This window comes from Micromonospora endolithica (assembly GCF_003626595.1).
GTDB classification, from domain to species: Bacteria; Actinomycetota; Actinomycetes; order Mycobacteriales; family Micromonosporaceae; genus Micromonospora; species Micromonospora endolithica.
Map to the genome: position 1 here is coordinate 103,237 of NZ_RBAK01000007.1, position 26,879 is coordinate 130,115.

General features: G+C 74.0%; 24 protein-coding genes and 1 pseudogene. 20 read left to right on the plus strand and 5 right to left on the minus strand.

Features of this window, described 5'->3' with window-relative positions:
• The first annotated feature begins 3 nt into the window (after nt 1-3).
• The 4 genes from D7223_RS18550 to D7223_RS18565 all read left to right on the plus strand — a co-directional run bounded on the left by D7223_RS18550 (nt 4) and on the right by D7223_RS18565 (nt 4,235).
• The gene (locus D7223_RS18550) at nt 4-1,020 is read left to right on the plus strand and encodes a DUF3152 domain-containing protein (RefSeq protein WP_337589452.1); all 1,017 of its coding nucleotides are present in this window, start codon (nt 4-6) and stop codon (nt 1,018-1,020) included.
• Nucleotides 1,021-1,140: 120 nt separating this feature from the next.
• Nucleotides 1,141-1,983, plus strand: a complete 843-nt coding sequence (locus D7223_RS18555; RefSeq protein WP_120729682.1) for a DUF3152 domain-containing protein — start codon at nt 1,141-1,143, stop codon at nt 1,981-1,983.
• 42 nt (nt 1,984-2,025) lie between these two features.
• The gene (gene moeZ, locus D7223_RS18560) at nt 2,026-3,276 is read left to right on the plus strand and encodes an adenylyltransferase/sulfurtransferase MoeZ (RefSeq protein ID WP_186832444.1); all 1,251 of its coding nucleotides are present in this window, start codon (nt 2,026-2,028) and stop codon (nt 3,274-3,276) included.
• Nucleotides 3,277-3,422: 146 nt separating this feature from the next.
• Nucleotides 3,423-4,235, plus strand: a complete 813-nt coding sequence (locus D7223_RS18565; protein WP_120729913.1) for a prenyltransferase/squalene oxidase repeat-containing protein — start codon at nt 3,423-3,425, stop codon at nt 4,233-4,235.
• 118 nt (nt 4,236-4,353) lie between these two features.
• Here D7223_RS18565 and D7223_RS18570 read toward each other — a convergent pair whose 3' ends face one another.
• Both D7223_RS18570 and proB read right to left on the minus strand, forming a co-directional pair.
• On the minus strand, nt 4,354-5,604 hold the full coding sequence (locus D7223_RS18570) for a glutamate-5-semialdehyde dehydrogenase (protein ID WP_120729683.1): 1,251 nt from the start codon (nt 5,602-5,604) through the stop codon (nt 4,354-4,356).
• A 71-nt stretch (nt 5,605-5,675) separates the two neighbouring features.
• Nucleotides 5,676-6,833: a glutamate 5-kinase gene (proB, locus tag D7223_RS18575; RefSeq protein ID WP_120729684.1), complete on the minus strand. Its 1,158-nt coding sequence runs from the start codon at nt 6,831-6,833 to the stop codon at nt 5,676-5,678.
• 13 nt (nt 6,834-6,846) lie between these two features.
• Between proB and D7223_RS18580 the strand changes: the two genes are divergently transcribed.
• The 5 genes from D7223_RS18580 to D7223_RS18600 all read left to right on the plus strand — a co-directional run bounded on the left by D7223_RS18580 (nt 6,847) and on the right by D7223_RS18600 (nt 12,107).
• Nucleotides 6,847-7,161, plus strand: coding sequence for an MGMT family protein (locus tag D7223_RS18580; RefSeq protein WP_120729685.1), 315 nt, complete (start codon nt 6,847-6,849; stop codon nt 7,159-7,161).
• Nucleotides 7,162-7,193: 32 nt separating this feature from the next.
• Nucleotides 7,194-8,642 (plus strand): MFS transporter, encoded by a 1,449-nt coding sequence (locus D7223_RS18585; RefSeq protein WP_120729686.1) that lies wholly within the window; start codon nt 7,194-7,196, stop codon nt 8,640-8,642.
• Nucleotides 8,639-10,120: a pyridoxal phosphate-dependent decarboxylase family protein gene (locus tag D7223_RS18590; RefSeq protein WP_120729687.1), complete on the plus strand. Its 1,482-nt coding sequence runs from the start codon at nt 8,639-8,641 to the stop codon at nt 10,118-10,120. The genes D7223_RS18585 and D7223_RS18590 overlap by 4 nt, the downstream gene beginning before the upstream one ends.
• 65 nt (nt 10,121-10,185) lie before the next feature.
• Nucleotides 10,186-10,749: an NADH-quinone oxidoreductase subunit B gene (locus tag D7223_RS18595; protein ID WP_120729688.1), complete on the plus strand. Its 564-nt coding sequence runs from the start codon at nt 10,186-10,188 to the stop codon at nt 10,747-10,749.
• A gap of 41 nt (nt 10,750-10,790) precedes the next feature.
• Nucleotides 10,791-12,107, plus strand: a complete 1,317-nt coding sequence (locus tag D7223_RS18600; protein WP_120729689.1) for a DUF2252 domain-containing protein — start codon at nt 10,791-10,793, stop codon at nt 12,105-12,107.
• Nucleotides 12,108-12,153: 46 nt separating this feature from the next.
• Here D7223_RS18600 and D7223_RS18605 read toward each other — a convergent pair whose 3' ends face one another.
• On the minus strand, nt 12,154-13,200 hold the full coding sequence (locus D7223_RS18605; protein WP_186832336.1) for a glucose 1-dehydrogenase: 1,047 nt from the start codon (nt 13,198-13,200) through the stop codon (nt 12,154-12,156).
• 109 nt (nt 13,201-13,309) lie between these two features.
• Here D7223_RS18605 and D7223_RS33640 point away from each other — a divergent pair.
• Together D7223_RS33640 and D7223_RS18615 are read left to right on the plus strand one after the other, a co-directional pair.
• A pseudogene (locus tag D7223_RS33640) lies at nt 13,310-13,906 on the plus strand (NADH-quinone oxidoreductase subunit C); the annotation flags it as partial.
• A 299-nt stretch (nt 13,907-14,205) separates the two neighbouring features.
• On the plus strand, nt 14,206-15,168 hold the full coding sequence (locus tag D7223_RS18615) for a complex I subunit 1/NuoH family protein (protein ID WP_120729691.1): 963 nt from the start codon (nt 14,206-14,208) through the stop codon (nt 15,166-15,168).
• Nucleotides 15,169-15,453: 285 nt separating this feature from the next.
• On the opposite strand, the gene D7223_RS18620 is transcribed toward D7223_RS18615, so the two are convergent.
• Nucleotides 15,454-16,521, minus strand: coding sequence for a glutathione S-transferase family protein (locus D7223_RS18620; protein WP_420330326.1), 1,068 nt, complete (start codon nt 16,519-16,521; stop codon nt 15,454-15,456).
• A 145-nt stretch (nt 16,522-16,666) separates the two neighbouring features.
• Here D7223_RS18620 and D7223_RS18625 point away from each other — a divergent pair, with 145 nt between their 5' ends.
• Nucleotides 16,667-17,098: an ester cyclase gene (locus tag D7223_RS18625; RefSeq protein ID WP_120729692.1), complete on the plus strand. Its 432-nt coding sequence runs from the start codon at nt 16,667-16,669 to the stop codon at nt 17,096-17,098.
• Here D7223_RS18625 and D7223_RS18630 read toward each other — a convergent pair.
• Nucleotides 17,079-17,654 (minus strand): Uma2 family endonuclease, encoded by a 576-nt coding sequence (locus D7223_RS18630; protein WP_120729693.1) that lies wholly within the window; start codon nt 17,652-17,654, stop codon nt 17,079-17,081. The genes D7223_RS18625 and D7223_RS18630 overlap by 20 nt on opposite strands.
• A gap of 95 nt (nt 17,655-17,749) precedes the next feature.
• Here D7223_RS18630 and D7223_RS18635 point away from each other — a divergent pair, with 95 nt between their 5' ends.
• From D7223_RS18635 to D7223_RS18670, 8 genes are all read left to right on the plus strand, one after another.
• The gene (locus tag D7223_RS18635; RefSeq protein ID WP_120729694.1) at nt 17,750-18,418 is read left to right on the plus strand and encodes a NuoI/complex I 23 kDa subunit family protein; all 669 of its coding nucleotides are present in this window, start codon (nt 17,750-17,752) and stop codon (nt 18,416-18,418) included.
• On the plus strand, nt 18,415-18,948 hold the full coding sequence (locus tag D7223_RS18640; protein WP_120729695.1) for an NADH-quinone oxidoreductase subunit J family protein: 534 nt from the start codon (nt 18,415-18,417) through the stop codon (nt 18,946-18,948). The genes D7223_RS18635 and D7223_RS18640 overlap by 4 nt, the downstream gene beginning before the upstream one ends.
• Nucleotides 18,945-19,313 carry an NADH-quinone oxidoreductase subunit NuoK gene (gene nuoK, locus D7223_RS18645; RefSeq protein ID WP_120729696.1) on the plus strand — a complete coding sequence of 123 codons (369 nt, stop codon included), beginning with the start codon at nt 18,945-18,947 and terminating at the stop codon, nt 19,311-19,313. Before D7223_RS18640 ends, nuoK begins: the two co-directional genes overlap by 4 nt.
• Complete coding sequence (locus tag D7223_RS18650; RefSeq protein ID WP_120729697.1) at nt 19,310-21,232, plus strand: NADH-quinone oxidoreductase subunit 5 family protein; 1,923 nt, start codon at nt 19,310-19,312, stop codon at nt 21,230-21,232. Before nuoK ends, D7223_RS18650 begins: the two co-directional genes overlap by 4 nt.
• Entirely contained in the window at nt 21,229-22,737 is a 1,509-nt protein-coding gene (locus D7223_RS18655) for a complex I subunit 4 family protein (protein WP_120729698.1), read from the plus strand. Before D7223_RS18650 ends, D7223_RS18655 begins: the two co-directional genes overlap by 4 nt.
• A complete protein-coding gene (locus tag D7223_RS18660) occupies nt 22,734-24,257 on the plus strand; it encodes an NADH-quinone oxidoreductase subunit N (protein ID WP_120729699.1) in 1,524 nt (507 codons plus the stop codon). Before D7223_RS18655 ends, D7223_RS18660 begins: the two co-directional genes overlap by 4 nt.
• Before the next feature lie 139 nt (nt 24,258-24,396).
• Entirely contained in the window at nt 24,397-25,275 is an 879-nt protein-coding gene (gene htpX, locus D7223_RS18665; protein WP_120729916.1) for a zinc metalloprotease HtpX, read from the plus strand.
• Nucleotides 25,276-25,398: 123 nt separating this feature from the next.
• A complete protein-coding gene (locus D7223_RS18670) occupies nt 25,399-26,658 on the plus strand; it encodes an MFS transporter (protein ID WP_120729700.1) in 1,260 nt (419 codons plus the stop codon).
• The last annotated feature ends 221 nt before the right edge of the window (nt 26,659-26,879 follow it).

Genomic DNA, 26,879 nt, shown 5'->3' on the forward strand with positions numbered 1-26,879 from the left:
GGGATGTCCATCTCTCACCGCCGGGTCGACGGCCCCTCTCCCGCACCCCGTTCCGACCACCGGGCCGCCCCCGCCGACCGGGTCGCGCCGCGCTCCGGTGACCGTGCCGACCGGGTCGCGCCGCGTTCCGGTGACCGGGTGGGGCGGGCGGGCCGGTCGAGCGGTGCGCCGGCCCAGGCTCGCCACGGGCGGCACCGGCGGACCGGGCGGGGGCGGCGGCACGTCCTCGAACTGGTCGTGCTGGTCCTGGCGATCGGCGCGGCGGTGGCGGTGGTCGCCGACCGGCGCGGTGCCCACGTCGGGGCCGAGGTGCTCGCGACCGGGCCGCAGGCCCCGGCGTTGACGCAGGCCACTCCGTCGGCCGTGCCGTCGGCCGCCCCGTCGGCGTCGGTGTCCCCGTCGGCGCCCCCGGTGCTGTCCCTGCCGGGGCCGGTGCCGTCGTCGGGGCGGGGCACGTTCTCCTACGACGACCGGGTCGGGCCGGTCCTCGGTGTCTCCGGTGCGCTGCGCCGCTACCGGGTGGCGGTGGAACAGGGCGCGAACGAGGACATCTCCGGTTTCGCGGCGGCCGTCGAGACCGCGCTGACCGGGCCGGGCAGCTGGGTGGACAGCCGCCGGCTCCGGTTGCAGGAGGTCGGTCCCGGTGCGTCGGCGGACTTCACCGTCTACCTCGCCACCGCCCGTACGGCGGGCCGGATGTGTGCCGCCGGCGGCGTGGACATCCGGGTCGGGGGCCGGCCGTACACGTCGTGCCGGGCGCCCGGCAAGGTGATCATCAACCTGGAGCGCTGGCGGCGGTCGGTGCCGCACTACGTCGCGGCCGAGGTGCCGCTGTCGGTCTACCGGACGTACGTGGTGAACCACGAGGTCGGGCACCAGTTGGGCAACCGGCACGAGCGTTGCCCGGGCCGGGGTCGGCCGGCGCCGGTGATGATGCAGCAGACGCTCTTCCTCGACGGCTGCGTGGCCAACCCCTGGCCGTACCGCGACGGCCGTCGGTACGCGGGGCCCCCGCTCTGACCAGCGATAATCACGCGAAAAAGTTCGATAGTCGCATTTAGGGATAATGCTCGCATAATTCGCCGACCGTTTCACACGTAAAGGAAGCGAATTGCCCGATTAATCTGCCAGGCTGGATCCATGACGTCGTCGTCCCCTTACGACCCGCCTGATCCGTCCGATGGTCCCGACGCCGCCCGGCCGGGTCGTCGCCGTACCGTCTCCGCCGCCTGGCCGGCCGCCACGCCCCGGGCGCGGGCCCGGCGTCGGCGTACCGCGTGGCTGGGTCTGGTCCTGGTGCTCGCCGCCGGCACCGGCGTGGCCCTGGTCCGGGCCGGCGACGACGCCGGCGTGCGGGCCAGAACGGGGTACGGTGCCGGCGCGGCCGAGGTGGCCCCGCCCACCCGGTACCCGCGTACCGGCGGGGGCAGCTTCACGCCCGCGGACGGGGAGACGCCGGTGCACGGCCTGGACGGGCCGCTGCGCCGCTACCGGGTGGCCGTGGAGGCGGGCACCGGCCAGGACGCCGCCGCGTTCGCCGCCACCGTCGACGCGGTGCTGGCCGACCGGCGCGGCTGGACCGCCGGCGGCGCGCTGCGGGTGCAGCGGGTCGCCGACGTCGACGCCGCCGACTTCACCGTCTACCTGGCCACGCCGGACACCTCGGAACGGATGTGCGCCGAGGGCGGGCTCAGCACCGAGGGGTACACGTCCTGCCGGCTCCCCGGCCGGGTCGTGATCAACCTGGCCCGGTGGATGGAGGCGGTACCGGACTACGGAGCGCCGCTGTCGGTCTACCGGGAGTACGTGGTGAACCACGAGGTCGGGCACGAGTTCGGCGAGGGGCACGAGGCCTGTCCCGGCCCGGGTGAACCGGCCCCGGTGATGCAGCAGCAGACGTACGGCCTGGACGGGTGCGCGGCGAACGCGTGGCCGTTCGTGGACGGCAGCCGGTACGCGGGCGAGCCGATCGACGGCGTGTAGGGATATTCCCGCTCCCGCAGTTCGGGCGACGTGTCCCTCCTCATGGCCGACGGCGCCCCGGACGAGCGACAATGGCTCGGTTCGCCACCAGCCGATCCCGGGGAGTCCACCGTGTCGCTGCCCCCGCTCGTCGAACCCGCCGCCGAGCTGACCGTTGACGAGATCCGCCGCTACTCGCGCCACCTGATCATCCCGGATGTCGGGGTCGAGGGGCAGAAGCGGCTGAAGAACGCCCGGGTGCTCTGCGTCGGCGCCGGTGGCCTCGGCTCGCCGGCCCTGATGTACCTCGCCGCCGCCGGGGTGGGCACCCTCGGCATCATCGACTTCGACACCGTCGACGAGTCCAACCTGCAACGGCAGATCATCCACGGCGTGTCCGACATCGGCCGGTCCAAGGCCGAGTCCGCCGCCGCCTCGATCCGTGAGATCAACCCGCTGGTCAACGTGGAGATCCACGACACCGCGCTGGACCGGGAGAACGTGCGGGACATCTTCTCCCGGTACGACCTGATCGTCGACGGCACCGACAACTTCGCCACCCGCTACATGGTCAACGACGCGGCGGTGCTGCTCGGCAAGCCGTACGTCTGGGGCTCGATCTACCGGTTCGACGGCCAGGCGTCGGTGTTCTGGGCCGAGCACGGCCCCTGCTACCGCTGCCTCTACCCGGAGCCCCCGCCGCCCGGCATGGTCCCGTCCTGCGCCGAGGGCGGCGTGCTGGGCGTGCTCTGCGCGTCGATCGGCTCGATCCAGGTCAACGAGGCGATCAAGCTGTTGGCCGGCATCGGTGAGCCGCTGGTCGGCCGGCTGATGGTCTACGACGCCCTGGAGATGTCGTACCGCAAGATCAAGGTTCGCAAGGACCCGGACTGCGTGCTCTGCGGCGAGAACCCCACGGTCACCGACCTGCTGGAGGACTACGAGGACTTCTGCGGCGCGGTGTCGGTGGAGGCACAGGAGGCGGTGGTCGACGCGACCATCACCGCGCGGGAACTGAAGGAGTGGCAGGACGCCGGCAAGGACATCTTCCTGGTCGACGTCCGGGAGCCGGCGGAGTACGAGATCGTGCGCATCCCCGGCGCGACGCTGATCCCCAAGGGCGAGATCATTTCTGGTGACGCCCTGGCGAAGTTCCCGCAGGACAAGCAGATCGTGCTGCACTGCAAGTCGGGCGTCCGCTCGGCCGAGGCGCTCGCCGCGCTCAAGTCGGCCGGCTTCTCCGGCGCCGTGCACGTCCAGGGCGGCGTGCTCTCCTGGATCAAGCAGATCGACCCGTCGCTACCCGCGTACTGAGAAAGGAAGGGCCCCTTCTTAACGCCTGGCGTAGAGGAGGGGCACCTTCTTAACAGTTCGCCCGGTCCGACCCTTCGGCCGTCGCGCCGCCCGATTCACCGAGGCGGGATCGCATCCGCGCCGGTAGCGTGTCGGCCGTGGTGGACATGGACGCCGCGATCGGGTTCGTGGTGGCGCACGGAGACGCGGTGGACCGTGCCCGTCTCTCCCGACTACGCAGTGGTACGGCTCCCGCGCCGGACCTGCTCGACGTCGCCGAGGGCGGCCAGACGCCGGACGGCGGCTGGCCCGCGTACCTGGACGGGTCGGTGGCGTCGGTGGACGCGACCTGTTTCCGGCTCGCGGAGCTGGACGACCTGGGCGCGCTCGGCCGGCCGGCGGCCCGGCGGGCGCTGGACTGGCTGGCCGCCCGCCAGTTGCCCGACGGCGGCTGGCAGGAGGACGACGCGCTGGCCGGCACCGCGCCGGAGTGGGCGCGGCCGGGTGATCCGGAGGCCGGCTTCTACCTGACCGCGAGCGCCGCCTTCTGGTTGACCGCGGCCGGGCTCGACGCCCGGGCCGCCGGGCCGCTCGACGCCCGGGTGGGTGGGGTGTACGCGGGCGTCGTGCACGCCGCCGCGCAGCACCTGGTGGCCCGCCTCAACCCGGACGGCAGTTGGCCGTCCTTCCTGGCCGCCGGCTGGCTGAGCGCGGCGGTCCTGCACCGGCAGCACCTGTTCCAGGAGTCGGCCCGCATCCAGGTGGCGCTCGCCGAGCGGGTCGCCGAGATGTCCCCGGCCGACGTGGCGTCGCTGGCCGCGACGCTGCGCCGGGTGGGTGTCGAGGAGCACGACTGGGTGCTGGTCCGGGCCCGCCGTCGGCTCACCGAGACCCAGCGCAGCGACGGCGGGTGGGAGAGCGACGACGGGCACCAGTTCGACGTGCACACCACCCTCGCCGCCATCCGCGGCTGCCGCTGACCGTTCGTCCGCCGGCGCCGGCCGCCCCGGAGCCGGCGTGGGTCGGTGCCGCCGGCGGATGTTAAGAAGGGGCCCTTCCTCTACCGGAGGCGTTAACAGGGGGCCCTTCCTTACACCCTCAGCTTCGCAGGTGGCCGTCGCCGGTCACCACGTACTTGGTGCTGGTCAGCTCGGGCAGCCCCATCGGGCCCCGGGCGTGCAGCTTCTGGGTGGAGATGCCGATCTCGGCGCCGAAGCCGAACTCGCCGCCGTCGGTGAACCGGGTCGACGCGTTCACCATGACCGCCGCCGCGTCCACCCGGGCCACGAACTCCCGGGCGGCGGCCTGCGAGTCGGTGACGATCGCCTCGGTGTGTCCGGTGCCGTACCGGCCGATGTGCCTGATCGCGGCGTCCAGCGAGTCCACCACGGCGACCGAGATGTCCGCCGACAGGTACTCGGTGGCGAAGTCCTCGTCGGTGACCGGCACCACCGCGTCGGAGTGGCGGGCGACCTCCGCGCAGCCGTGCACTGTCACCCCGGCCTCGGCGAACGCGGCCAGCGTCGGCGGCAGGAACGCGTCCGCGACCGCGGCGTGCACCAGCAGGGACTCGGCGGTGTTGCAGGTGGACAGCCGCTGGGTCTTGGCGTTCAGCGTGATCGCGACGGCCTTGCCGAGGTCGGCGGCGGCGTCCACGTAGACGTGGCAGTTGCCCACGCCGGTCTCGATCACCGGCACGGTGGACTCCTCCACCACGGTCCGGATCAGCGACGCGCCGCCGCGCGGGATCAGCACGTCGACCAGGCCCCGGGCGCGCATCAGCTCCTTCACCGAGTCGCGGCTGGTGGCGTCGAGCAACTGCACGGCGTCGGCCGGCAGCCCGGCGGCGGCGACCGCGTCGCGGAGCACCGTGACCAGGGCGGCGTTGGAGTGGGCCGCCGACGAGGAACCGCGCAGCAGCGCCGCGTTGCCCGACTTCAGGCAGATGCCGGCGGCGTCCACGGTGACGTTCGGCCGCGCCTCGTAGATGATCCCGACCACCCCGAACGGCACCCGCACCTGGCGCAGCTCCAACCCGTTGGGCAGGGTCGAACCGCGGACCACCTCACCCACCGGGTCGGGCAGCGCGGCCATCTGCCGCAGCGCGTCGGCGATGCCCGCCACCCGCCCCGCGTCGAGGGCGAGCCGGTCCAGCACGGCCGCGCTCAGCCCGGCCTCGCGGCCGGCCGCCAGGTCCGTCGCGTTCGCGGCCAGGATCTCGGGAGTACGCGCCACCAGCGCGTCGGCCATCGCGACCAGCGCGGCGTCCTTCGCGGTACGCGTGGCGACCGCCAACGCCTCCGCCGCCACCCGTGCCCGGCCCGCCTGCTCGCGCACGCTCCCGCTCATCGTCCACTCACTCCTCGAAGTGTTAGGAAGGGACCCTTCTACCACGCCAGGCGTTAACAGGGGGCCCCTGCTTACAGCAGCACCAGGTCGTCGCGGTGGACGACCTCCCGTTCGTACGCCGGGCCGAGCGCCGCGGCGAGTTCGCCGGTGGAGCGGCCCAGCAATCCGGGCAGTTCCACCGCGTCGTAGTTGACCAGCCCCCGGGCGACCGGCGCGCCCTCGGTGTCCACCAGGTCGACCGGGTCGCCGGCGGTGAACGTCCCGTCCACGGCGGTGATGCCGGCCGGCAGCAGCGACTTGCGCCGGCCGACCACGGCGGCGACCGCCCCCGGGTCGAGGTGCAGCCGGCCCCGGGGTGAGGTGGCGTGGGCGAGCCAGAAGAGCCGGGCGGCCGGCCGCCGCCGGCTGGGGTGGAACAGGGTGCCGACCGGCTCGCCGGCCAGCGCCGGGCCGGCCATCGGTGCGGCGGTGAGCACCACCGGGATGCCGAAGCCGGTGGCGATCCGGGCGGCCTCCACCTTGGTGACCATGCCGCCGGTGCCGACACCGGACCGGCCGACCCCGCCGATGTCGATGCCGGCCAGGTCGGCGGAGTCGCGTACCTCGGTGATCCGGGTGGCGCCGGGCCGGGCCGGGTCGCCGGTCCACAGGGCGTCGACGTCGGAGAGCAGCACCAGCAGGTCGGCGTCGACCAGCGCGGCGACCAGGGCGGCCAGCCGGTCGTTGTCACCGAAGCGGATCTCCTCGGTGGCGACCGTGTCGTTCTCGTTGACGATCGGCACCGCCCGCAGGTCGAGCAGCTTGCGCAGGGTCCGGTAGGCGTTGCGGTAGTGCGCCCGCCGGGTCACGTCGTCGACGGTGAGCAGCACCTGGCCGACGGTGCGCCGGTGCCGGGCGAAGGCCGCCGCGTACCGGCCGATCAGCAGGCCCTGCCCGACGCTGGCGGCGGCCTGCTGGGTGGCCAGGTCACGCGGGCGCCGGGTGAGCCCGAGCGGGGCGAGGCCGGCGGCGATGGCGCCGGAGGAGACCAGCACGACCTCCCGGCCGTCGGCGGCGAGCGCGCCGAGGGTGTCCACGAGCGCGTCGACCCGCCCGTCGTCCAGGCCGCCGGTGGCGGTGGTCAACGACGAGGATCCGATCTTGACGACGACCCGCCGGGCAGCCGTGACCATGTCGCGCACCCGCCCATTCTGCGCGTTCGGTCCCGCGCCGCCCGGCCGCGTTCCCATATCGTGGCGGGTCGTGGGACCTGAGGAGTACGTCGAGGCGGTGCTGGAGCTGGTCGAGCGGATCCCGCCGGGGCGGGTGATGTCGTACGGGGCGGTGGCCGACGTGCTCGCCGACCGGTCGGGACGGGCGTCGGCCCGGCTGGTCGGCTCGATCATGGCGCGGCACGGTGGCGGGGTGCCCTGGCACCGGGTGGTGACCTCGTCCGGCCGGCTGCCGCCGGGGCACGAGCGGGAGGCCCGGGCCCGGTTGCTGGCCGAGGGCGCGCCGCTGCGCGGCTCCGGCGTGGACATGCGGCGGGCCAGCTGGCTCCCCGAAGAGGGGATGTGACGGCCGGCATAACGTGAGTAACATTCGGGCCCATGGACGCGCCGCCGGCTGGAACCGGTTCGCCCACCACCAGCCCGCCGGCCGTCACCGGGGACGCCCCGGCCGGCCGGCTGCCGCGCGGGGTGCACGCCGGGTACGCCCTCGGTTCCCTGTCCACCGGCGCCTTCGGCACCGTGCCCGGCCTGTTGCTGCTGCCGTACCTGACCGACACGCTCGGCGTGGCGGCGGGCGTGGCGGCCCTGCTGGTGCTCCTGCCCAAGGCGTGGGACGTGCTGGTCAACCCGGTCGCCGGCCGGATCTCCGACCGCACCCGGTCCCGCCAGGGGGCCCGCCGGCCGTACCTGCTCGGCGCCGGCCTGGCCCTGGCCGTGCTCTTCGCGTCGATCTTCGCGGCGCCGTTCGGCACCGGCCCGGCCGCCGGGGCGTACGTGGCGCTGGCCTTCCTCGCCACCGCCACCGCGTTCGCCTTCTTCCAGGTGTCGTACGTGGCGATGCCGGCCGAGCTGACCGGCGACTACACCGAACGCACCCGGCTGATGACCTGGCGGATCGCGGTGCTGGCGCTGGCCATCCTGATCTCCGGCGCGGTGGCCCCGCTGGTCCGCGACGCGGGCGGCGGTGGCGTGCCGGGGCACCGGTGGATGGGGCTCTTCGTGGCCGGGCTGATCGTGCTCGGGGCGGTCGGGGCCTACCTGGGCACCCGCTCGGCCCCGACCGGCACGGTGGCGGAGAGCGAGCCGACGCTGCGGGCCCAGCTCGCGGTGGCCGGGCGCAACCGGGCGTTCCGTGCCCTGCTGCTCTGTTTCGTGGTGCAGTCCGCCGGGGTGGCGACCATCCTCGCCGGCGTCGACTACTTCGCCACCCAGGTGCTGCGGAACCCGGACGGCGGGCCGACCGTACTGTTCGTCTGCTTCGTCGCGCCGGCGCTGCTGGTGATGCCGCTGTGGAGCCGGGTGGGCCGGCGACACGGCAAGCTGGCCGGCCTGGTCGCCGCGTCGCTGATCTTCGCGGTGGGCGCGCTGGCCCTGGTGGCCGCCCCGGTGCTGCCGGCCGTCGCGGTCTACCTGCTGGTCGCGGTGATCGGCGTCGGGTACGCCGGCCAGCAGGTCTTCGCCCTGGCCATGCTCCCGGACTGCATCGCGTACGACACCGCGCGCACCGGCCGCCGGCAGGCGGGGGTCTTCACCGGCCTCTGGACGGCCGGAGAGACCTTCGGCCTGGCGCTCGGTCCGGGCCTGTTCGGGCTGGTGCTCCAGCTCACCGGCTACGTCTCCTCGGACACCGGCCAGGCGGCGACCCAGTCCGGGACCGCCCGCCTGGGCATCCTGCTCGGCTTCACCGTCCTGCCCGCCCTCCTGGTTGGCGTGGCGACCCTCCTGCTCCGCCGGTACGACCTCACCCCGGACCGCCTGACCGGCGTGGAGTCGCCCCGGCCGGAAAACGTCGTTGATCCCCACGAGAGGGGCGCCGTCACTTCATGATCGACGAGGACACCACCGCACTGCCCGTCCACGGGGTGCCGGCCGACGCGGTGCTCGACGAGGTACGTGCCCTGCGCGGGCGGGACCGGCCGACGCACGGCGGGCGGCTGTTCGCGTACGTCTACGACCCGGCGGTGCCGGGCCTGGACGCGCTGACCGCCGCCGCCCACGCGGAGAGCGCCCACGTCAACGGGCTGGACCCGACCGCGTTCCCGTCCCTGCTGGCGATGGAGAACGCGCTGGTCGGCGCCGCCGCCCGGCTGCTCGGCGGTGGCCCCGACACCGGCGCGCCGGACGTGGTCGGCAGCGTCACCAGCGGTGGCACCGAGTCGCTGATCCTGGCCGTGAAGACCGCCCGGGACGCGCACCCGGAGATCGCCGCGCCCCGGATCGTGGTGCCGGCCAGCGCGCACGCGGCGTTCGCCAAGGCGGGGCACTACCTGCGGGTGGCGGTGGACACGGTGCCGGTGTCGGCGACCACGTTGCGGCCCGATCCGGCCGACGTGGCCGCCGCGATCGGCCCGGACACCGTGCTGGTGGCCTGCTCCGCACCCTCCTACGCGCACGGCGTGGTGGACCCGGTCGAGGCGATCGCCCGGGTGGCCGCCGCCGCCGGGGTGCGCTGCCACGTGGACGCCTGCTTCGGCGGCTGGGCGTTGCCCTGGCTGCGCCGCCTCGGCGAGCCGATCCCCCCGTTCGACTTCGCCGTGCCGGGAGTCACCTCGATCTCGGTGGACCTGCACAAGTACGCGTACGCGCCGAAGGGCGTCTCGGTCCTGCTGCACCGGGACCCGGCCCTGCGCGCCCCGCAGTACTTCGCGTACGCCGACTGGCCCGGCTACACGATGGTCAATCCGGTGATCGCCTCCACCCGCTCCGGCGGGCCGATCGCCGCCGCGTACGCCACCCTGCGGCACCTCGGCGAGGACGGCTACCTGCGGCTGGCCGGGGCGACCCGGGACGCGGTGACCGGGCTGGCCGACGCGGTGCGGGAGACCCCCGGCCTGCGGCTGATGGCCGAGCCGGAGTCCACGGTGGTCTGCTTCACCGCCACCGACGGCGGCCCGGACCTGTTCGTGCTCGTCGACGAGCTGGCCGCCCGGGGCTGGCACACCCAGCCCCAGCTCGCGTACGCCGACCTGCCGCCGAGCGTGCACCTGACGGTGACCGCGTCGGTGGCGCCCCGGGTCGGGGAGTTCGCTCCCGACCTCGCGGCGGCGGTGGCGGCCGCCGGGGCCGCCGGGCCGGTGCCACTGCCCGGTGACCTGCTGGCGCTGGCCGGCAGCCTGACCCCGGAAGCGCTCACCCCGGAGCTGGTCGGCGGGCTGGCCGCCGGGCTGGGCCTCGGCGGGGTCGGCGGCGCGCCGGTCCCGGACCGGATGGCGCCGGTCAACACGCTGCTCAACGCCGCCCCGCCGGCAGTCCGGGAGCGACTGCTGGTCGAGTTCGTCGCCCTGCTGCAACGCCCGTCCTGGTGAACGGCGACCGGGATCGGCGCGCTGTGGTTGACTGTCGGACCGGGGACACGCGAGGGAGGCCCGAGGTGCAGCTGCCGGCCGTGCTCGGCGAGCCGATCCGGTTCGTGCTGAACTGGGGACGCCGTTACTCGCTCTGGGTCTTCAACTTCGGCCTGGCGTGCTGCGCGATCGAGTTCATCGCCACCAGCATGGGCCGGCACGACTTCATCCGGCTCGGCGTGATCCCGTTCGCCCACGGGCCCCGGCAGGCGGACCTGATGGTCGTCTCCGGCACGGTCACCGACAAGATGGCCCCGGCGATCAAGCGGCTCTACGACCAGATGCCCGAGCCGAAGTACGTCATCTCGTTCGGCGCGTGCTCCAACTGCGGCGGCCCCTACTGGGACTCGTACTCGGTCACCAAGGGTGTCGACCAGCTCATCCCGGTCGACGTCTACGTGCCCGGCTGCCCACCCCGCCCGGAGGCCCTGCTGCACGGCATCCTGCGGTTGCAGGAGAAGATCGCCGCCGAGCAGTCCGGCCTCGGCGGCGTGTCCCGCCCCGACGTGCTGGCCCCGCCGCTCGACGCCGCGCCCCCGCGCGACGCGGCCTCCCTGACCGCCCCGCCGGTCCGTCGCCCGAACCCCTAGTTCGGGGGTCACGGTGGCGTACGGGGGTTAGCCTGCGGCCCATGAACGACTCCGCGGGACGGCGTTCCGCCTTCATCGTCGACGTGCTCACCGAGGAGTTCGGTGAGTCGATGGCTCTCGACCCGGCGGCGTTCCGCCGGAAATTCCGCAAGATGGCGGCGTCACCGTTCGCCTTCTATCGGGGCAGCGCCGCGCTCTTCTACGCCGACCAGCGCGGCGACTTCGCCGACGACGCGTTCCTCGACGAGCGGACCGGCCGGGTGTGGATCCACGGCGATCTGCACGCGGAGAACTTCGGCACCTACATGAACGCCTCCGGGCAGCTGGTGTTCAACGTCAACGACTTCGACGAGGCGTACGTCGGGCCGTTCTCCTGGGACCTGAAGCGCTTCGCGGCCAGCGTCGCGTTGCTCGGCTACGCCAAGGCGCTGTCCGACGCGGTGATCGGGGACCTGGTCGGCACGTTCGCCCGGTCGTACCTGGCCGAGCTGCGGGGCATCGCCACCGGCGGGGACGACGCGATCGGGTCGATCACCCTGGACACCGCCGACGGTGTCCTGCTGCGGGTGCTCCGACAGGCCCGGCTCAACACCCGGGTAGACCTGCTCGGCGCGCAGACCACGGTCGACAACTACGAGCGGCGGTTCTCCCTCGGCGACGGCGTCTTCGAGATCGACGAGGACACCCGGGCCCGGGTCTGCGCCGCGTACGAGGGCTACCTGGACACCCGACCGCCCTCGGCCGCGCAGCTGCGCCCGGTCGCCGCGAAGATCAAGGACGTGGTGCTGCGCAAGGGCGTCGGCATCGGCTCGGCCGGCCTCCCGTCGTACAACCTGCTGCTGGAGGGGCACACCCAGGCGCTGGAGAACGACGTCGTCCTCTACATGAAACAGGCCCAGGTGCCGGCGGTGGCGCGGCACATCACCGACGCGACGGTCCGCGGTTACTTCCGGCACCAGGGGCACCGCACCGCCGAGTCGCAGCGGGCCCTCCAGGCGTACGCGGACCCGTGGCTGGGCTACACCGAGCTGGGCGGCGTGGGGCAGCTCGTCGCCGAGGTGTCGCCGTACGCGGCGGACCTGGACTGGGCGGACGTCAACGAGCCGGAGGAACTGGACGGGGTCCTCGGCCAGCTGGGCCACGCGGTGGCCCGGATGCACTCGGTCGCCGACGACGAGTCCAGTCACGACCTGGTCGACTACTCCACCGAGGAGGCGATCGTGGCCGCGGTGGACGCCGACGAGGACGGCTTCGTCGGCCACCTGGTCGACTTCGCCCACGCGTACGGCGTCCGCGCCCGCGCCGACCACCAGCTCTTCGTGGACCTCTTCCGCAACGGTCGGCTGCCCGGCATCTGAGCGGTGCCCGCCGGGCCCGGGAACGGCACGGGCCCGGCGGGCCGGCTCAGGAGGCGAAGTCGAGGACCACCTTGATGTCCTGGCCGGTGTGCTCGTACGCCGAGGCGAAGTCGGACATCGGCACCCGGCGGGTGATCAGCGAGTTCAGCCAGGTCTGGTCGGCCCGCGCCAGCGCCACGGCGGCCTGCTCCCAGTGCCGCCGGTTGGCGTTCACCGAGCCGAAGACCACGTTGTTCTCCAGCACCAGCGCCCGGTTCAGCGCCCCGGCGTCGAAGTCGATGGTCCGGCCGCCGCTGGACACGCCGGTCAGGCAGACGATGCCGGTCGGCCCGACCTTGCACATCGCCTCCAGCACGACCACCGGCGCGCCGGTGCACTCGACCACCACGTCCGGCTCCAGGTCCAGCTCGTTCACCGGCACCGTGTGGTACGTGGCCCCGAGCGCCCGGACCAGGTCCGGCTTCGGCCCGGTGGTGTTCCGGTCCAGCACGTGCACCGCCAGGCCCCGCTGGGTGGCCAGCAGCGCGGCCAACAGGCCGATCGGACCGGCGCCGGTGACCAGCACGGACTGCGGCTTCCACTCGGTGCGGGCGCCGATCCGCTCGATGTGGTCCCACGCCTTGGCGACCACACTGGCCGGTTCCAGGAGCATCCCGACCGGGGCGAGGACCGGGTCCAGCCCGACGGCGAACTTCGGCTGCACCCGCCACCGGTCCCGGGCGAAACCGGGCAGACCCTTGATGCCGTGCTCGGTGTACCGCCCGTTGCGGCACATGTCCCACTCGTCCACCGCGCAGCTCGGGCAGGGCACCGGGTCGGGGTGCCGGACCACACCGGCCACCAGGTCGCCCCGCTGGAGGGTGCCGGTCGGGTCCTCCAGCACCCGGCCCAGCGACTCGTGCCCGATGACCAGCCGTTCCTGGCCCGGCGGCGGCTCGCCGTAGTGCCCGGCGATGATCTCCTGGTCGGTGCCGCAGATGCCCACCGCCAGCGCCTCGACCAGGATCGAGCCCTCCTCCGGGGCGGGCTCGGGCCAGTCCTCGACCAGACGCAGCGAGTCGGAGACACCGGGAGACACAGTCACAGCGCGCACGAACCTCATCTTTCCCCGGCCGGTCCCGGTGCGCCGGGTGAACGCGGCAGATGCCCGTCGCACGGGCGGCTCGACACCGATGCGCGCCGCCGGCCATAGGATCAGCGGCATGACTCCGGAAGAGGTCGGCCAGCGGATGGTCGCGCTGCTCGCGCCCGCCGAGGTGACGCCGTCGGTGTCGGGCGGTCAGGCGTACGCCCGGGCGACCGTCGACGTGCCGGTGGCGGCCTGGTCCGACGCGCTCCGGGCCGCCCGTGACGACGCCGAGCTGGCCTGCGACTTCTTCGACTGGCTCTCCGCCGTCGACGAGCTGGCCGACGGCTTCGACGTGGTCGTCCACCTCTGGTCCACCACCCGGCGGCACGGTGTCCTGCTGCGCACCCGGGTACCCCGCGCGACGCCCACCGTCGCCTCGGTGGTGGACGTGTTCCCCGGGGCGGCGTGGCACGAGCGGGAGACCCACGAGATGTTCGGCATCGACTTCGCCGGGCACGCCGGGCTGCTTCCGTTGCTGCTGCCACCGGAGTTCGAGGGACACCCGCTGCGCAAGGAGTTCGTGCTCGCCTCCCGGGTCGCCAAGCCGTGGCCGGGCGCGAAGGAACCGGGCGAGTCCGAGGCGGGCGGTGGACGGCGGCCGATCCGGCCACCTGGTGTGCCGGCACCGGGGGAGTGGGGCACCACACCGACGCCGGCCGGCGCGGGTGGACAGGGTGAGGGGCCGCGTGGCGGCACCCCGGCCCGCCCGGCCCGGGAGCGTCCGGCGCGACCCGCTCCGGGTGCCCGTCCGGCGCGTACGACCGGACCGGCCGGCGCCGCCGACGGCCCGGCGCCCACCGATTCGCGTGGCCCCGACGTCGCCGAACCGGCGGCCGGCGCCGGGCCGCTGCCCGGAGCGACCGGTGGAGCCGGCGACGGTCCGGTCCGGTCCGGCCCGCCCGCGGACCGGCCCTCGCCGCACGGCCCGGCGGCCACCGAGCGGGCCGGCGACGACGGAGGTACGTCCTGATGCCGCTGTGGTGGGAACTGGCGCTGCGGGTGGGCGGCGTGCTGGTCGCGTTCCTGACCCTCCCGCTGATCGTCGGCCAGGTCGAGCACAAGGTGATGGCGCACATGCAGGGCCGGCTCGGCCCGATGTACGCGGGCGGCTTCCACGGGTGGGCGCAACTGATCGCCGACGGCGTGAAGTTCGTGCAGAAGGAGGACATCACGCCCCGCGAGGCGGACCGGTCGGTCTTCCGGCTCGCCCCGGTCGTCGCGCTGCTGCCCTACCTGCTGGTGCTGCTGGTGATCCCGCTCGGGCCGGGCGACCTGGTGGCGCAGCCGCTGGACATCGGGCTGTTCTTCGTGCTCGCCGTGGTCGGCGTCGGCGTGGTGGCGGTGCTGATGTCGGCGTGGGCGTCGGCCAACAAGTACGCCCTGCTGGGCGGCCTGCGCGGCGCGGCCCAGCTGCTCGGCTACGAGCTGCCGCTGGTGCTGGCCGCCGCGTCGGTGGCGATGGCGGCCGGCACGCTCAGCCTGCCCGGGATCGTCGAGGCGTGGCAGCCGTGGTGGCTGCTCTGGCAGGCGCCCGCGATGATGGTCTTCTTCGTCGCCGGGGTCGCCGAGATCCGCCGGCCACCGTTCGACATGCCGGTGGCCGACTCGGAGCTGGTCTTCGGCTACATGACCGAGTACACCGGGCTGCGGTTCGCGTTCTTCCTGCTCGCCGAGTACGTCGGCATCGTGGTGATCGCCGCCCTGACCACCGTGCTGTTCCTCGGCGGCTGGCAGGGCCCGTTCGCCGACGCCCAGCTCGGCTGGTTGTGGACGCTGGTGAAGGTGTTCGCCGTCTCCTTCATGATCATCTGGCTCCGGGTGAGCTACCCACGCCTGCGCGAGGACCAACTCCAACGCCTCTGCTGGCTGGTCCTCGTCCCCGTCGCCCTGGCCCAGCTGGTGCTCACCGCCGCCGTCCGCGTAGCCCTGTAAGGAAGGGCCCCTTCTTAACGCCTCCGGTAGAGGAAGGGCCCCTTGTTAACGCGGAACCCCTCGCGGCGCACCGCAGGGACGCGGCGACGTTCGGGAGGCTCCTGTCGATGGGTGCCCGGGAGTACCAGCCGATCACCCCGAGGGAGGCCGGTTCGTGACGGCCGCGGTGGTCGACCCGTTCGGCAATGTGCTCGCATCATGTACAACCCGTACTACCTGGAGATCCTGGACCGGTGACGCGGACCGCCGCCCCGCCGACCCGACGGTCGGGCGGCGGCACGGCGGTCAGCGGAGCGGGGTGTGGACGGGGTCGACGCGTTCGGCGGGTGGCGGCGGGGGTGGTGGGGTGCCGTCGCCGAAGGGACGGCCACCCAACTCCTCCCGGTGGTGCGGGGTGAGCCAGTTGGACAGGTCCGGGCCGAGTGGCACCACACCGGTCGGGTTGATGTCCCGGTGCACCTCGTAGTAGTGCCGCTTGATGTGGTCGAAGTCGATCGTGTCGCCGAACCCGGGCGTGGTGAACAGGTCCCGCGCGTACGCCCACAGCACCGGCATCTCGCTGAGCTTCTGCCGGTTGCACTTGAAGTGGCCGTGGTAGACCGGGTCGAAGCGGACCAGCGTGGTGAACAGCCGCACGTCCGCCTCGGTGATCGTGTCGCCGACCAGGTAGCGCTGCCCGCGCAGCCGGTCGGTCAACCAGTCCAGCCGGTCGAAGAGCTGGTGGTACGCCTTCTCGTACGCCTCCTGGCCGCCGGCGAAGCCGCACCGGTAGACGCCGTTGTTCACGTCGGTGAAGACCACCGCGTTGACCTCGTCGATCTCGTCGCGCAACCGCTCCGGGTACAGGTCCGGGGCGCCCTCGCGGTGGTACGCGGTCCACTCCGCGGACAGGTCCAGGCTCATCCGGGCGTAGTCGTTGGTGACCACCTGCCCGGTCGGCACGTCCACGATCGCCGGCACGGTGATGCCCCGGTCGTAGCCCGGGAACCGCGCGAAGTACGCCTCGGCCAGCCGTTCGATGCCCAGCACCGGGTCCCGCCCGTCCGGGTCCAGGTCGAACGTCCAGCTCCGCTTGTCGTGGGTGGGACCGGCCACCGCCATCGAGAGGGCGTCCTCCAGGCCCAGCAGCCGCCGAACGATGATCAGCCGGTTCGCCCACGGGCAGGCCCGGCTGACCGCCAGCCGGTACCTTCCGGGCTCGACCGGCCAGCCGTCCCGCCCGTCGGCGGTGATCCGGGTGGCGATGTAGCGCTGGTCGCGGGTGAACTCGCCGCCCGGTTCGACGTACTTCCCGCCGGTGCGCTCCAAGACCTCGCCGCCGCCGCCCGTACCGTTCCCGGTTGTCCCGCCCACGCCCGCCACCTCCGCCGTCGTCGCCGTCGCTTCCCATCATTGCTGCTCCCGGGCCGTCCGGCGCGCCGAGCACGGGTCCTGGGCGCCGGTCCCGGGTCGTCCGGCGCACGGAGCGCTGGTCCGGGCGACGGGCTAGGCTGCCGCGATGACCGACGTGGAGACCGCCGCCCGCCGTTTCGTCGCCGACGTGTGGAACGGCAACCGGGAGGAGTCGGCCCACGAGCTGGTCGGACCGGGCTGCCCGGGGCTCGGCGGGGCCGGCCCGGAGGCGACACTGGCCTGGCACCGGGAACGGCGGGCGGCCTTCCCGGACCTGCGCTACAAGATCGTGGACCTGGTGGCGACCGGGAACCGGGTGGCGGTGCGCTGGCGGGCCGCCGGCACCCAGGCCGGGCAGTTCGGCCCGGTGCCGCCGACCGGGCAGGTGGTCAGCTACTCGGGGGCGACGTTCCTGCGCTTCGACGACGCCGGCCGGATCGTCGACGTGTGGAGCTGCAACGAGCTGTTCCAGCTCCTCCAGCAGCTCGGCGTCGAGATGCTCCCGCCGCTGGGCGGCGTCACCGGGCCCGGGGCGTGATCCGACTGATCGGCAGGTTGATCGGGAAGGGCTCACCGGTGTCGAGGAATTTCGCCCACCGCCCGGTCTCGACGTAGACCTCGTTCACGGCGTCGATCCGGTAGGTGACGACCTGCAGCGCGCCGTCCTCCGTCTCGATCCGCCAGTAGAACGGGATGCCGGCCTGCGCGTAGAGCGCCGGCTTCAACACCCGATCGATCGAGCGGCTGCTCGGCGAGACGATCTCGACGGCGAGCACCACCTCGTGCGGCTCGTACCTCGACGGCTCGCGGACCGCCGCGACCGAGGTGGTCACCAGCACGTCGGGGACGAAGGACCGGGTGCGGTTGATCCGTACCTCGACACCCTGGGTCACGTCGTACTCGTCCGGGCAGTCTGCTTCGAGGGCGACCATCAGGCGGCCGGCGATGATCTGGTGCGTGCGGGTGGGGGAGGGGGACATCAACAGCACTCCGTCGAGAAGTTCGCGGCGCCGGCCGTCCTCGGGCAGTGCGTCGAGGTCGTCCGTCGTCCACCCGCCCTCCGGGGGGTAGTCGCCGTGCAGCGCGGCGGTCATGGATGGATCCCTTCCGGTGTGTCGTTCTCCCCACGGTCACCGTACTCCCGCCGATGCCCGGGTGGTGGTCGCGCGCGCCGGGGGCACAGGGCAGGATGGGCGGCATGACCGACAGCGGCGAGCGCACCGACCCGGGCACCACCGGCGAGCGCGGCCTGCCCGGCGCGGGTCTGGTGAAGGGGCTCGCGGTCACGTTGAAGACGATGACGCAGCGCAGCACCACCCAGCAGTACCCGGACGTCGCCCCCGAGCTGCCGCCCCGCTCGCGTGGGGTGATCGCGCTGCTGGAGGAGAACTGCACGGTCTGCATGCTCTGCGCCCGCGAGTGTCCGGACTGGTGCATCTACATCGACTCGCACAAGGAGGAGGTGGCGGTGCCCGGCGCCGCCCGCCCCCGCCAGCGCAACGTGCTCGACCGGTTCGACATCGACTTCTCGCTCTGCATGTACTGCGGCATCTGCATCGAGGTCTGCCCCTTCGACGCGCTCTACTGGTCGCCGGAGTTCGAGTACGCCGAGTACGACATCAAGGATCTGCTGCACGACAAGGACCACCTCGGGGAGTGGATGGCGACCGTGCCGCCGCCGCCCGCGCACGACCCGCACGGCGAGCCGGCGAAGGAGGAGACCGCCGCCGCGCGCAAGGCCGCGGTCCCGGCCAGCCCCGCCGCCCGTCCGACCACCCCGGGAGTGCGCCCGGAGCCCGACCGGGAAGGCGGCGCTGCCGCGCCGGGGGACACCGCCGGGGAGGGCTCGGCGTCGTGACCGGTGTGGACGTGCTGCTGCTGGCGCTCGGCGCGGTGGCCGTGGGGTCGGCAGTGCTCGTGGTGAGCACCCGGCACCTGGTCCGGGCCGGCCTCTACCTGGTGGTCTGCCTGGGTGCGCTGGCCGGCCTCTACCTGGTGCTGACCGCCGAACTGGTCGCCTGGGTGCAGGTGCTGATCTACGTCGGCGCGGTGGTGGTGCTGCTGCTGTTCGCGGTGATGCTCACCCGGGCGCCGATCGGCGCCTCCGACGACCTGGACCGGCCGGGTTGGCCGGCCGCGCTGATCGGCGGCGGCACCGGGCTGGGGCTGGCCGCGCTGCTGGTCGACACGTACCGGTGGACGGCCGTGGACCTGCCCGAGCCGGGCTCCGCCGAACGCATCGGTGAGCAGATCTTCGGCTCCTGGGTGCTGCCGTTCGAGGTGTTGTCGGTGCTGCTGCTCTCCGCGCTGGTCGGCGCGATCGTGCTGTCCCGTCCGGACATCGGCCGCCGGGACGCCACCGGCGACGACGAGCGGGCCGCCCGGTGAGGCCGGTCATCCCGTACGTCACGGCGGCGCTGCTGTTCGGCCTCGGCGTGTACGGCGTGCTGCGCCGGCGCAACGCGGTGCTGGTGCTGATGGCCGTCGAGCTGATGCTCAACGCGGTCAACCTGATCCTGGTCACCGCCGACACCACGGTCCGGGCGCAGCTTCCGCACGGTGGTCAGGTGTTCGCGCTGTTCGTGATCGTGCTGGCCGCCGCCGAGATCGGGGTGGGCCTGGCGATCGTGCTCCAGCTCTACCGGCTGCGGGCCAGCGTCGCCGTGGACGAGGTCCCGTTGACCGAGGACCCGACGCCGGCCGTCGCCGGCGCGGTCGGCAGTCCAGCGACGGGGGAGCGGAAGGCCTCATGAGCGCGACGACGTTGCTCGGCGGGCTGCTGCCGGCCGTACCGCTGGTGGCCGGCCTGGTCGGTCTGCTGCTCCCGCCCGACGGGGACACCGGCCGGGAGTCCGCCCGGCGGGCGGCGGCCGGGCTGGGGGTGGCCGGCGCGGCGGGAGCGCTGCTGGTCGCGGTCGCCCTGCTGGTGACCCTGGACGGGTCGGCCGAGGCGGCCACGACCTGGGTGGACCTGGGCGGGCTGGCGGTGAGCCTGGGGGTCCGGCTGGACGGTGCCGCCGCGCTGGTGGCCGTCGCGGTGACCGCGGTGGCGCTGGCCGTGCAGGTCTACTCGGTCGGCTACCTGCGGCGTGGCCCGCACGACGACGTCGACGTCGACCACCGCTACCCGCCGTACGCGGCGCAGATCAGTCTCTTCACCGCCGCGATGCTGCTGGTGGTGGTCTCCGGGGACCTGATCCTGCTGCTGGTCGGCTGGGAGGTGATGGGCCTCTGCTCGTACCTGCTCATCGCGCACGACCGGCGACTGCCGGAGGCGCCCGCCGCGGCGGTGAAGGCGTTCCTGGTGACCCGGGTCGGCGACGTGGGTTTCCTGCTCGGTATCGCGCTGCTCGGGGTGAGCGCCGGCAGCTTCCGGATCGCCGACGTGCTCGCCCACGACCACGCGACCGGCACGCTCACCGCCGCGTGCCTGCTGCTGCTCGCCGGGGTGGCCGGCAAGAGCGCGCAGTTCCCGCTGCACACCTGGCTGCCGGACGCGATGGCCGGCCCGACCCCGATCTCGGCGCTGATCCACGCGGCGACCATGGTGGCCGCCGGCGTCTACGCGGTGAGCCGGCTCTGGCCGCTGTTCGAGGCCGCCCCGGTGGCACTGGCCGTGCTCGGGGTGATGGCCTCGGTCACCCTGCTGCTGGGTGCGCTGGCGGCCACCGCCCAGGACGACCTGAAGCGCGTGCTGGCCTGGTCCACGGTCTCCCAGATCGGCTACATGACCGGCGCGTTGGCCGTCGGCTCCCCGCCGGCCGCGCTGTTCCACCTGCTCACCCACGCCGCCTTCAAGGCGCTGCTGTTCCTCGCCGCCGGTGCGGTGATCCACGCCGTGGGCACCACGCTGACGTCCCGGATGGGCGGGCTCCGGCAGACCATGCCGGTGACCTTCTGGTGCACGGCGGTCGGTCTCGGCGCGCTGGCCGGGTTGCCACCCCTGTCGGGTTTCTGGAGCAAGGACGGCGTGCTCGTCGCCGCCCAGGACGCCGCCCTGCACGGTGCCGGCCCGGCCCCGACCTGGGTGGGCTGGCTGGTCTGGCTGGCCGGGCTGGTCGGCGTGGCGCTGACCGCCTGGTACGCCACCCGCCTGCTGCTGCGCACCTTCTTCGGCGAGCCGCGCCTGCCGCTGGCCCACCCGCACGACCCGCCCGCGGTGATGCGCTGGCCGGTGGTGCTGCTCGCGGTGCCGGCCGCGCTGCTCGGACTGGCCGGTTTCCTGGACGGGTTCGCCCGCCGGCTGCGGTCCGGCGCGCCCGGGGAGGCCGGCGTGCCCGAACTGGCCCACCTCGGTCCGGAGCTGCTGCTGCCGTTGGCGCTCACCCTGGCCGGTGCCGCGCTGGCCTGGGCCCGCTGGCGGCGGGACCCGGCCGCCGACCCGGCGACCGCGCTGGGTCCGCTGCGTCCGCTGTTCGCCCGCGCGTTCCGGCTCGACGACGTCCAGCACACCCTGGTCGTACGCCCGACGAACGCTTTGGCCCGCGTCGCGCGTACCGGTGACGAGGTGGTGGTGGACGGCGCGGTCACCGGCAGCGGCCGGGCCGCGGTCGGCCTCGGTGGCGGCCTGGCGTCGCTGCACCGGGCCGCGCTGCCCCGCGCGGCGGCCGGCGTGCTGGCCGGCGCCCTGCTGATCGGCCTGGCCGCCGCACTGATCGGAGTGGCCGCATGAGGCTGGGTGAGTTCCTGTTGGTCGCGGTGCTGGCGGTGCCGGCGCTCGGCGCGGTGGCGGTGGCCGCGATCCGGCCCGACCGGGTGGCCCGGATGGTCGGCACGGTGGTCGCCGCGCTGACCCTGCTCGCCGCGCTGCCGCTGGTGGCCGACCGCGACGGCGGGTGGTTCGGCTACGGTGCCACGGCCCCGGCGGTGCGTCCCTGGCACCAGGTAGACCTGGCCTGGGTGCCGGGTCTGGACCTGCGCTTCCACCTCGGCGTGGACGGCATCTCCTGGCCGCTGGTGGTGCTGACCGCGCTGCTGACCCTGCTGTGCTGCGGGTACACGCTGTGGCGGGTGCCCGAGGGCGGCAGCGGCCGGGCGCTGGTCGCGCTGCTGCTGGTCGTCGAGGTGGGCATCCTGGGCACCTTCCTCGCCCTGGACCTGGTGCTGTTCTTCGTCTTCTTCGAGGTCGTCCTGCTGCCGATGTACGCGGTGATCGCCTTCTGGGGTGGCCCGGACCGGCGGCGGGCGGCCCGGAAGTTCGCCCTGTACACACTGTTCGGTTCGGTGCTGCTGTTGGTCGGCGTGTACGTCGTGGTGGCCGCCGCCGGCACCGCCGACATCGTCGCGCTCACCGGCGGCGCGGAACTGTCCCGGGGCACCCAGCTGGCCGCGTTCACCCTGCTGGCACTCGCGTTCGCGGTGAAGAGCCCGCTGTGGCCACTGCACTCGTGGCTGCCCGACGCGCACTCGCAGGCCCCGACGGTGGGCAGCGTGGTGCTCGCCGGGGTGCTGCTCAAGATGGGCACCTACGGGCTGATCCGGGTCGCCGTCGGCATCGCACCGGAGGGTGCCCGCTGGGCCGCGCCGGTGCTCGGTGTCCTCGCGGTCGCCGCGATCGTCGTCGGTTCGCTGGTGTGCCTGGCGCAGACCGAGCTGAAGCGGCTGATCGCGTACTCCAGCGTCGGGCACATGGGCTTCGTCCTGCTCGGCGTCGCGACCCTCACCACCACCGGCATCCAGGCGGCGCTGATCGGCAACGTGGCGCACGGGGTGATCACCGGCCTGCTGTTCTTCCTCGCCGGGGCGGTCAAGGACCGTACCGGGACGGGCGAGCTGGCCGACCTGTCCGGCCTGCGGGAGACCGCGCCGCGGCTGGCCGGCCTGCTCGGCTTCGCGGCCGTCGCCTCGCTCGGGCTGCCCGGCCTGGCCGGCTTCTGGGGCGAGGCGTTCGCCGTGGTCGCCGCCGTCGAGGTGGGCGGCCCGCTTTGGACCACCCTGGCGGTGCTCGCCGCGTTCGGCGGTGCGCTGACGGCGGCGTACTTCCTGCGGCTGCTGCGCCGGGTCACGCACGGGCGGCCCAGCCCGGTGGTGGGCCGGCTCACGCCGGGCCTGGCCGGCGCGGAGCTGGCCGCGTGGGTGCCGCTGGTGCTGCTCGCGCTCGCCGTCGGCCTGGTCCCGACGCTGGTGCTGGGCGTCGCCGAGGGCCCGGTCGACGCCCTGGTGGAGGTGCTGCGATGACCGGCAGCGTGGTGCAGAGCGTCGACAACGTGGCCCTGCTGCCGGCGTACCTGGCCGCGGGCACGGCGGTGCTGGTGCTGCTGGCCGACCTGCTGGTCGCCCGCGCCCGGGTCACCGTGGCCACGGCGGCGCTCGGCGCGGTCGCCACCGCGGCCGGCGCGGCGCTGGTCGGCGCCGGCGACGAGCGGCGGACGTTCTGCGTCGGCCCCGACTGCTCGTACGTCTTCGGTGGTCGGGCGGCCCTGGTCGCCGTGGTCGTCGCCCTGCTCACCCTCGGCGTGCTGGGCCTGTCCGGTCCGCTGCTGCGGGCCGGCCGGTCCCCGGTAGGGGAGTACTGCTTCCTGCTGGCCTGCTCGATGACCGGCGGCGTGGTGCTCGGCGCGGCCGGCGACCTGATCACCCTGATCGTCGCGGTGGAGACGCTCACCCTGCCGCTGTACGTCCTGGTCGGCCTGCGCCGGGGCAGCCTGGCCAGCGCCGAGGCGGCGGTCACGTTCTTCGTGGTCAGCGTGGTCGCCACCACGCTGACCCTGCTCGGGGCGGCCCTGCTGTACGCGGTCACCGGCGGGCTGCACCTGGACCGGATCGGCGCGCTGCTCGCCGAGCGGCCGGAGCTGCGCGACCTGCCGCTGACCACGGTCGCGGTCGCGCTGGTCGTGCTCGGGCTGGCGTTCAAGGTGGCCGCCGTGCCGTTCCACGCCTGGGCCCCCGCCACGTACGACGGCGCGCCGCTGCCGGTCGCCGCGTACCTCTCCACCGCCTCGAAGCTCGGCGGGGTGGTGGCCCTGCTGGCCGTGGTGCAGCGGGCGTTGCCGGCCGACGTGACCGGGCCGGTGCTCGCCGGACTCGCCGTGCTCACCATGACCGTCGGCAACCTGGTGGCGCTGCGCCAGCGGCGTACCGTCCGGCTGCTCGCCTGGTCGTCGGTGGCCCAGGCCGGCTACATCCTCGCCCCGCTCGGCGCGCTCGCCCTGGCGTCCGGCCGCGCCGACGACGCCCGGAGCGCCGTGTACGCGGCCGCCGTCGCGTACGCCGTCTTCTTCGTGGTCCTGGAGCTGGCGGCGTTCGCGGGCGTGGTGGCGTTGCGCCCGGCCGACGCCGACGGCGGCACGGTCGGCGACCTGCGTGGCGCGGCCCGCCGGCACCCGTGGCGGGCGGCCGGCCTCGGCCTGGCCCTGGTCGGGCTGGCCGGGCTGCCCCCGGGCCTGGCCGGGCTGTTCGCCAAGGTGACCGTGGTGCGGTCGCTGCTCGGCGGCGGCGCGGGTTGGCTCGCGGTGGTGGTCGCGGTGAACGCGGTGATCGGCCTGGCCTACTACCTGCGCCTGACCGCGACGCTCTGGGCCGAGCCGGTCGCCTCGGTCGAACCGGCGGCGGCCGGGGCGGGCGGCGACGTCGGCTCCCCGGCCGTCGGCTCCGTCGTGCGGGCCCGGACGGTCGGCGCGGTGCTGGCCGTCACGACGGCGGTGGCCGTGGTGATCGGCCTCGCCCCGCAACTCCTGCTCGACGTCGCCGCGCGCTGACCGGCTCCCGGGTTCCCCACCTGCCCGGCGGCATGCCGGCATCTCAGCGAACTTTCAGCCATACGACGGATGGTTGACGGGTACCGGGATGTTGTACCGGTCGACGGACCCCGGTGGTCCGTGCACCGAAGGAGTGATCGTGCACCACAACCGTCTCAAGACCGCCGCGCTGCTCGGCCTGCTCACCTCGCTGATCCTGGCGGTGGGCTACTGGTTCGGCGGCAGTGGCGGCCTGGTCATCGCCGTCGTCCTGTCGCTGGTGATGAACGGCGTCACCTACTTCTACTCGGACAAGCTCGCGTTGCGCTCGATGCGGGCGCAACCGGTCAGCGAGGCACAGTTCCCCGAGCTGTACCGGATGGTCCGTGAGCTGGCCACCGAGGCCGGCCAGCCGATGCCCCGCCTGTACGTGAGCCCGACGTCGCAGCCGAACGCGTTCGCCACCGGCCGGAACCCGCAGAACGCGGCCGTCTGCGTGACCCAGGGCATCGTGGAGGTCCTCGACTACCGCGAGCTGCGCGGCGTGATCGGCCACGAGCTGTCGCACGTCTACAACCGCGACATCCTCATCTCCAGCGTGGCGGCCGGTCTGGCCGGCATCATCACCATGCTGGCCAACCTGGCCTTCTTCATCCCGTTGGCCGGTGGCGACGACGAGGACGCCCCGAACCCGGCCGTGCTGCTGCTCACCATCATCCTGGGCCCGATCGCGGCCACGGTCATCCAGCTGGCGATCAGCCGGAGCCGCGAGTTCCAGGCGGACGCCTCGGGCGCCGCGCTGACCCGCGACCCGCTGGCCCTGGCCAGTGCCCTCCGGAAGATCCACATGGGCACCCAGACCCGGCCGCTGCCGGCGCAGGGCCAGCTCACCAGCACCGCGCACCTGATGATCGACAACCCGTTCAAGCGGGGCGGCGGCATCGCCGCGCTCTTCTCCACCCACCCGAAGATGGAGGAGCGGGTGGCCCGGCTGGAGCGGATGGCGGCCAACGCCGGCCCGGTGCAATTCCAGCGCTGACCAGGTGACCTCCGTCGCCCGCGCCCGGTTCGTCCGGGCGCGGGCGGCTTTTTCGATTCCCCGCCGGGACCGTGAGCGTTAGGGTCGGATCGGCTATCGCTCATTACATCCCGGAGGTTCACCGTGGCCGGTCCGCGCCAGTATCTGGGCGTCTGGCGAATCCCCGGCGGACCGATGCTGCTGGTCACCGGGATCGTCGGCCGGCTGGGCATCGGGATGACCCCGCTGGCCCTGCTGCTCGTCGTCGAGCAGGTCACCGGCCGCTACTCGCTGGCCGCCGTCGCCGGGGGCATCTACGCCCTCTCCGGTGCCGCCCTGTCTCCGGTCGCCGGGCGGATCGCCGACCGGATCGGCCCCAGCCCGGTGCTGCTCGGCACCGCCGTCGCCCACCCGCTGGCCCTGCTCGGGCTGCTCTGGGCCGCCCGCGCCGACTCCGGCAGCCTGGCCCTGATCTTCGTGGCCGCCGGCGTGGCCGGAGCCACCTACCCGCCGCTGACCGCCGCCATCCGGGGCGCGTGGAACGAACTCACCTCGCCCGCCTCCGGCCGGTGGCACCTGCGCAACACCGCCCTGGCCGCGGAGACCACCCTCTTCGAGATCGTCTTCGTGCTCGGACCACTGCTCGTCGCCGGCTTCGTCCTGGTCGCCGACGCCGGCGCCGCCCTGATCGGCTCGGCCGTCGTCACCCTGGTCGGCACCGCCGCGGTGGCGCTCGGCCGGGTGATGCGCGGCTGGCGACCGCACTCCCGCGAGCACCGCACCCGGGGGCTCGGCCCGCTGCGTGTCCCCGGCTTCCCGGCCCTGTTGATCTGCGTGGCCAGCCTCGGCATCGCGTTCGGCGCCGCCGGGGTCACCGTGCCCGCCTTCGCCACCGCCTACCCGACCGACGACCCGGACAGCCTCGCCGGCCTGCTGCTGGCGGTCTGGGGGATCGGCAGCGCCGTCGGCGGGTTCTGGTTCGGTGTCCGCAGGCCCGCGCGCAACATGAGCCGGCAGTTCGGCCTGCTGCTCGGCGCGGTGGCGGCCACCTTCGCGGTCTTCGCGGTGATGCCCACCCCGCTGGCGCTCGGCACCGCGCTGATCATCGGCGGTGCGACCATCGCACCCGCGCTCACCCTGGAGAACACCCTGATCGGGCGGATCTCCCCGACCGGCATGCTGAACGAGGCGTACACCTGGGTCGTCACCATGTCGGTCGGCGCCAGCGCCGCCGGCGGCGCGGTGGCCGGGCTGATCGTCGACCACGCCGGCGGCGTGCCCGCGGCGTTCCTCTTCGCCGGCGCCGCGGTCGCCGTCGGCGCCGTGGTCGCCGGCCTGCCCGCCGGGCCCGTCGCCCGCGCCGAAGCCACCGCCGTACGCGCCGAACACCCCGTCGCGGTGTAAGGAAGGGCCCCTTCTTAACGCCTGCGGTAGAGGAAGGGCCCCTTCTTAACGCCCGCCGTCCGCGGGCGTCCACCCTCCGCGTGGGAGGGCGATCCGGGCGGTCGATGCGGGGAGGGTCCTCTTCACCCGCGTGCGCCGCTGGGTGCGGACGTCCAGCGCGATCTCGACGGCGGGGCAGCGCCCCGGTGGGGGATTCGCGGTCGCGCCGGCTGCCCGCGAGC

Coding starts and splice junctions, on each gene's coding strand:
- D7223_RS18555 (WP_120729682.1), top strand. CDS start 1,141: ATGACGTCGTCGTCCCCTTACGACCCGCCTGATCCGTCCGATGGTCCC.
- proB (WP_120729684.1), bottom strand. CDS start 6,833: ATGGGAACGCGGCCGGGCGGCGCGGGACCGAACGCGCAGAATGGGCGG.
- D7223_RS18550 (WP_337589452.1), top strand. CDS start 4: ATGTCCATCTCTCACCGCCGGGTCGACGGCCCCTCTCCCGCACCCCGT.
- D7223_RS18635 (WP_120729694.1), top strand. CDS start 17,750: ATGGGCGGCATGACCGACAGCGGCGAGCGCACCGACCCGGGCACCACC.
- D7223_RS18585 (WP_120729686.1), top strand. CDS start 7,194: ATGGACGCGCCGCCGGCTGGAACCGGTTCGCCCACCACCAGCCCGCCG.
- D7223_RS18600 (WP_120729689.1), top strand. CDS start 10,791: ATGAACGACTCCGCGGGACGGCGTTCCGCCTTCATCGTCGACGTGCTC.
- D7223_RS18615 (WP_120729691.1), top strand. CDS start 14,206: ATGCCGCTGTGGTGGGAACTGGCGCTGCGGGTGGGCGGCGTGCTGGTC.
- D7223_RS18660 (WP_120729699.1), top strand. CDS start 22,734: ATGACCGGCAGCGTGGTGCAGAGCGTCGACAACGTGGCCCTGCTGCCG.
- D7223_RS18655 (WP_120729698.1), top strand. CDS start 21,229: ATGAGGCTGGGTGAGTTCCTGTTGGTCGCGGTGCTGGCGGTGCCGGCG.
- D7223_RS18630 (WP_120729693.1), bottom strand. CDS start 17,654: ATGACCGCCGCGCTGCACGGCGACTACCCCCCGGAGGGCGGGTGGACG.
- D7223_RS18565 (WP_120729913.1), top strand. CDS start 3,423: ATGGACGCCGCGATCGGGTTCGTGGTGGCGCACGGAGACGCGGTGGAC.
- D7223_RS18570 (WP_120729683.1), bottom strand. CDS start 5,604: ATGAGCGGGAGCGTGCGCGAGCAGGCGGGCCGGGCACGGGTGGCGGCG.
- moeZ (WP_186832444.1), top strand. CDS start 2,026: ATGGCCGACGGCGCCCCGGACGAGCGACAATGGCTCGGTTCGCCACCA.
- D7223_RS18625 (WP_120729692.1), top strand. CDS start 16,667: ATGACCGACGTGGAGACCGCCGCCCGCCGTTTCGTCGCCGACGTGTGG.
- D7223_RS18590 (WP_120729687.1), top strand. CDS start 8,639: ATGATCGACGAGGACACCACCGCACTGCCCGTCCACGGGGTGCCGGCC.
- D7223_RS18650 (WP_120729697.1), top strand. CDS start 19,310: ATGAGCGCGACGACGTTGCTCGGCGGGCTGCTGCCGGCCGTACCGCTG.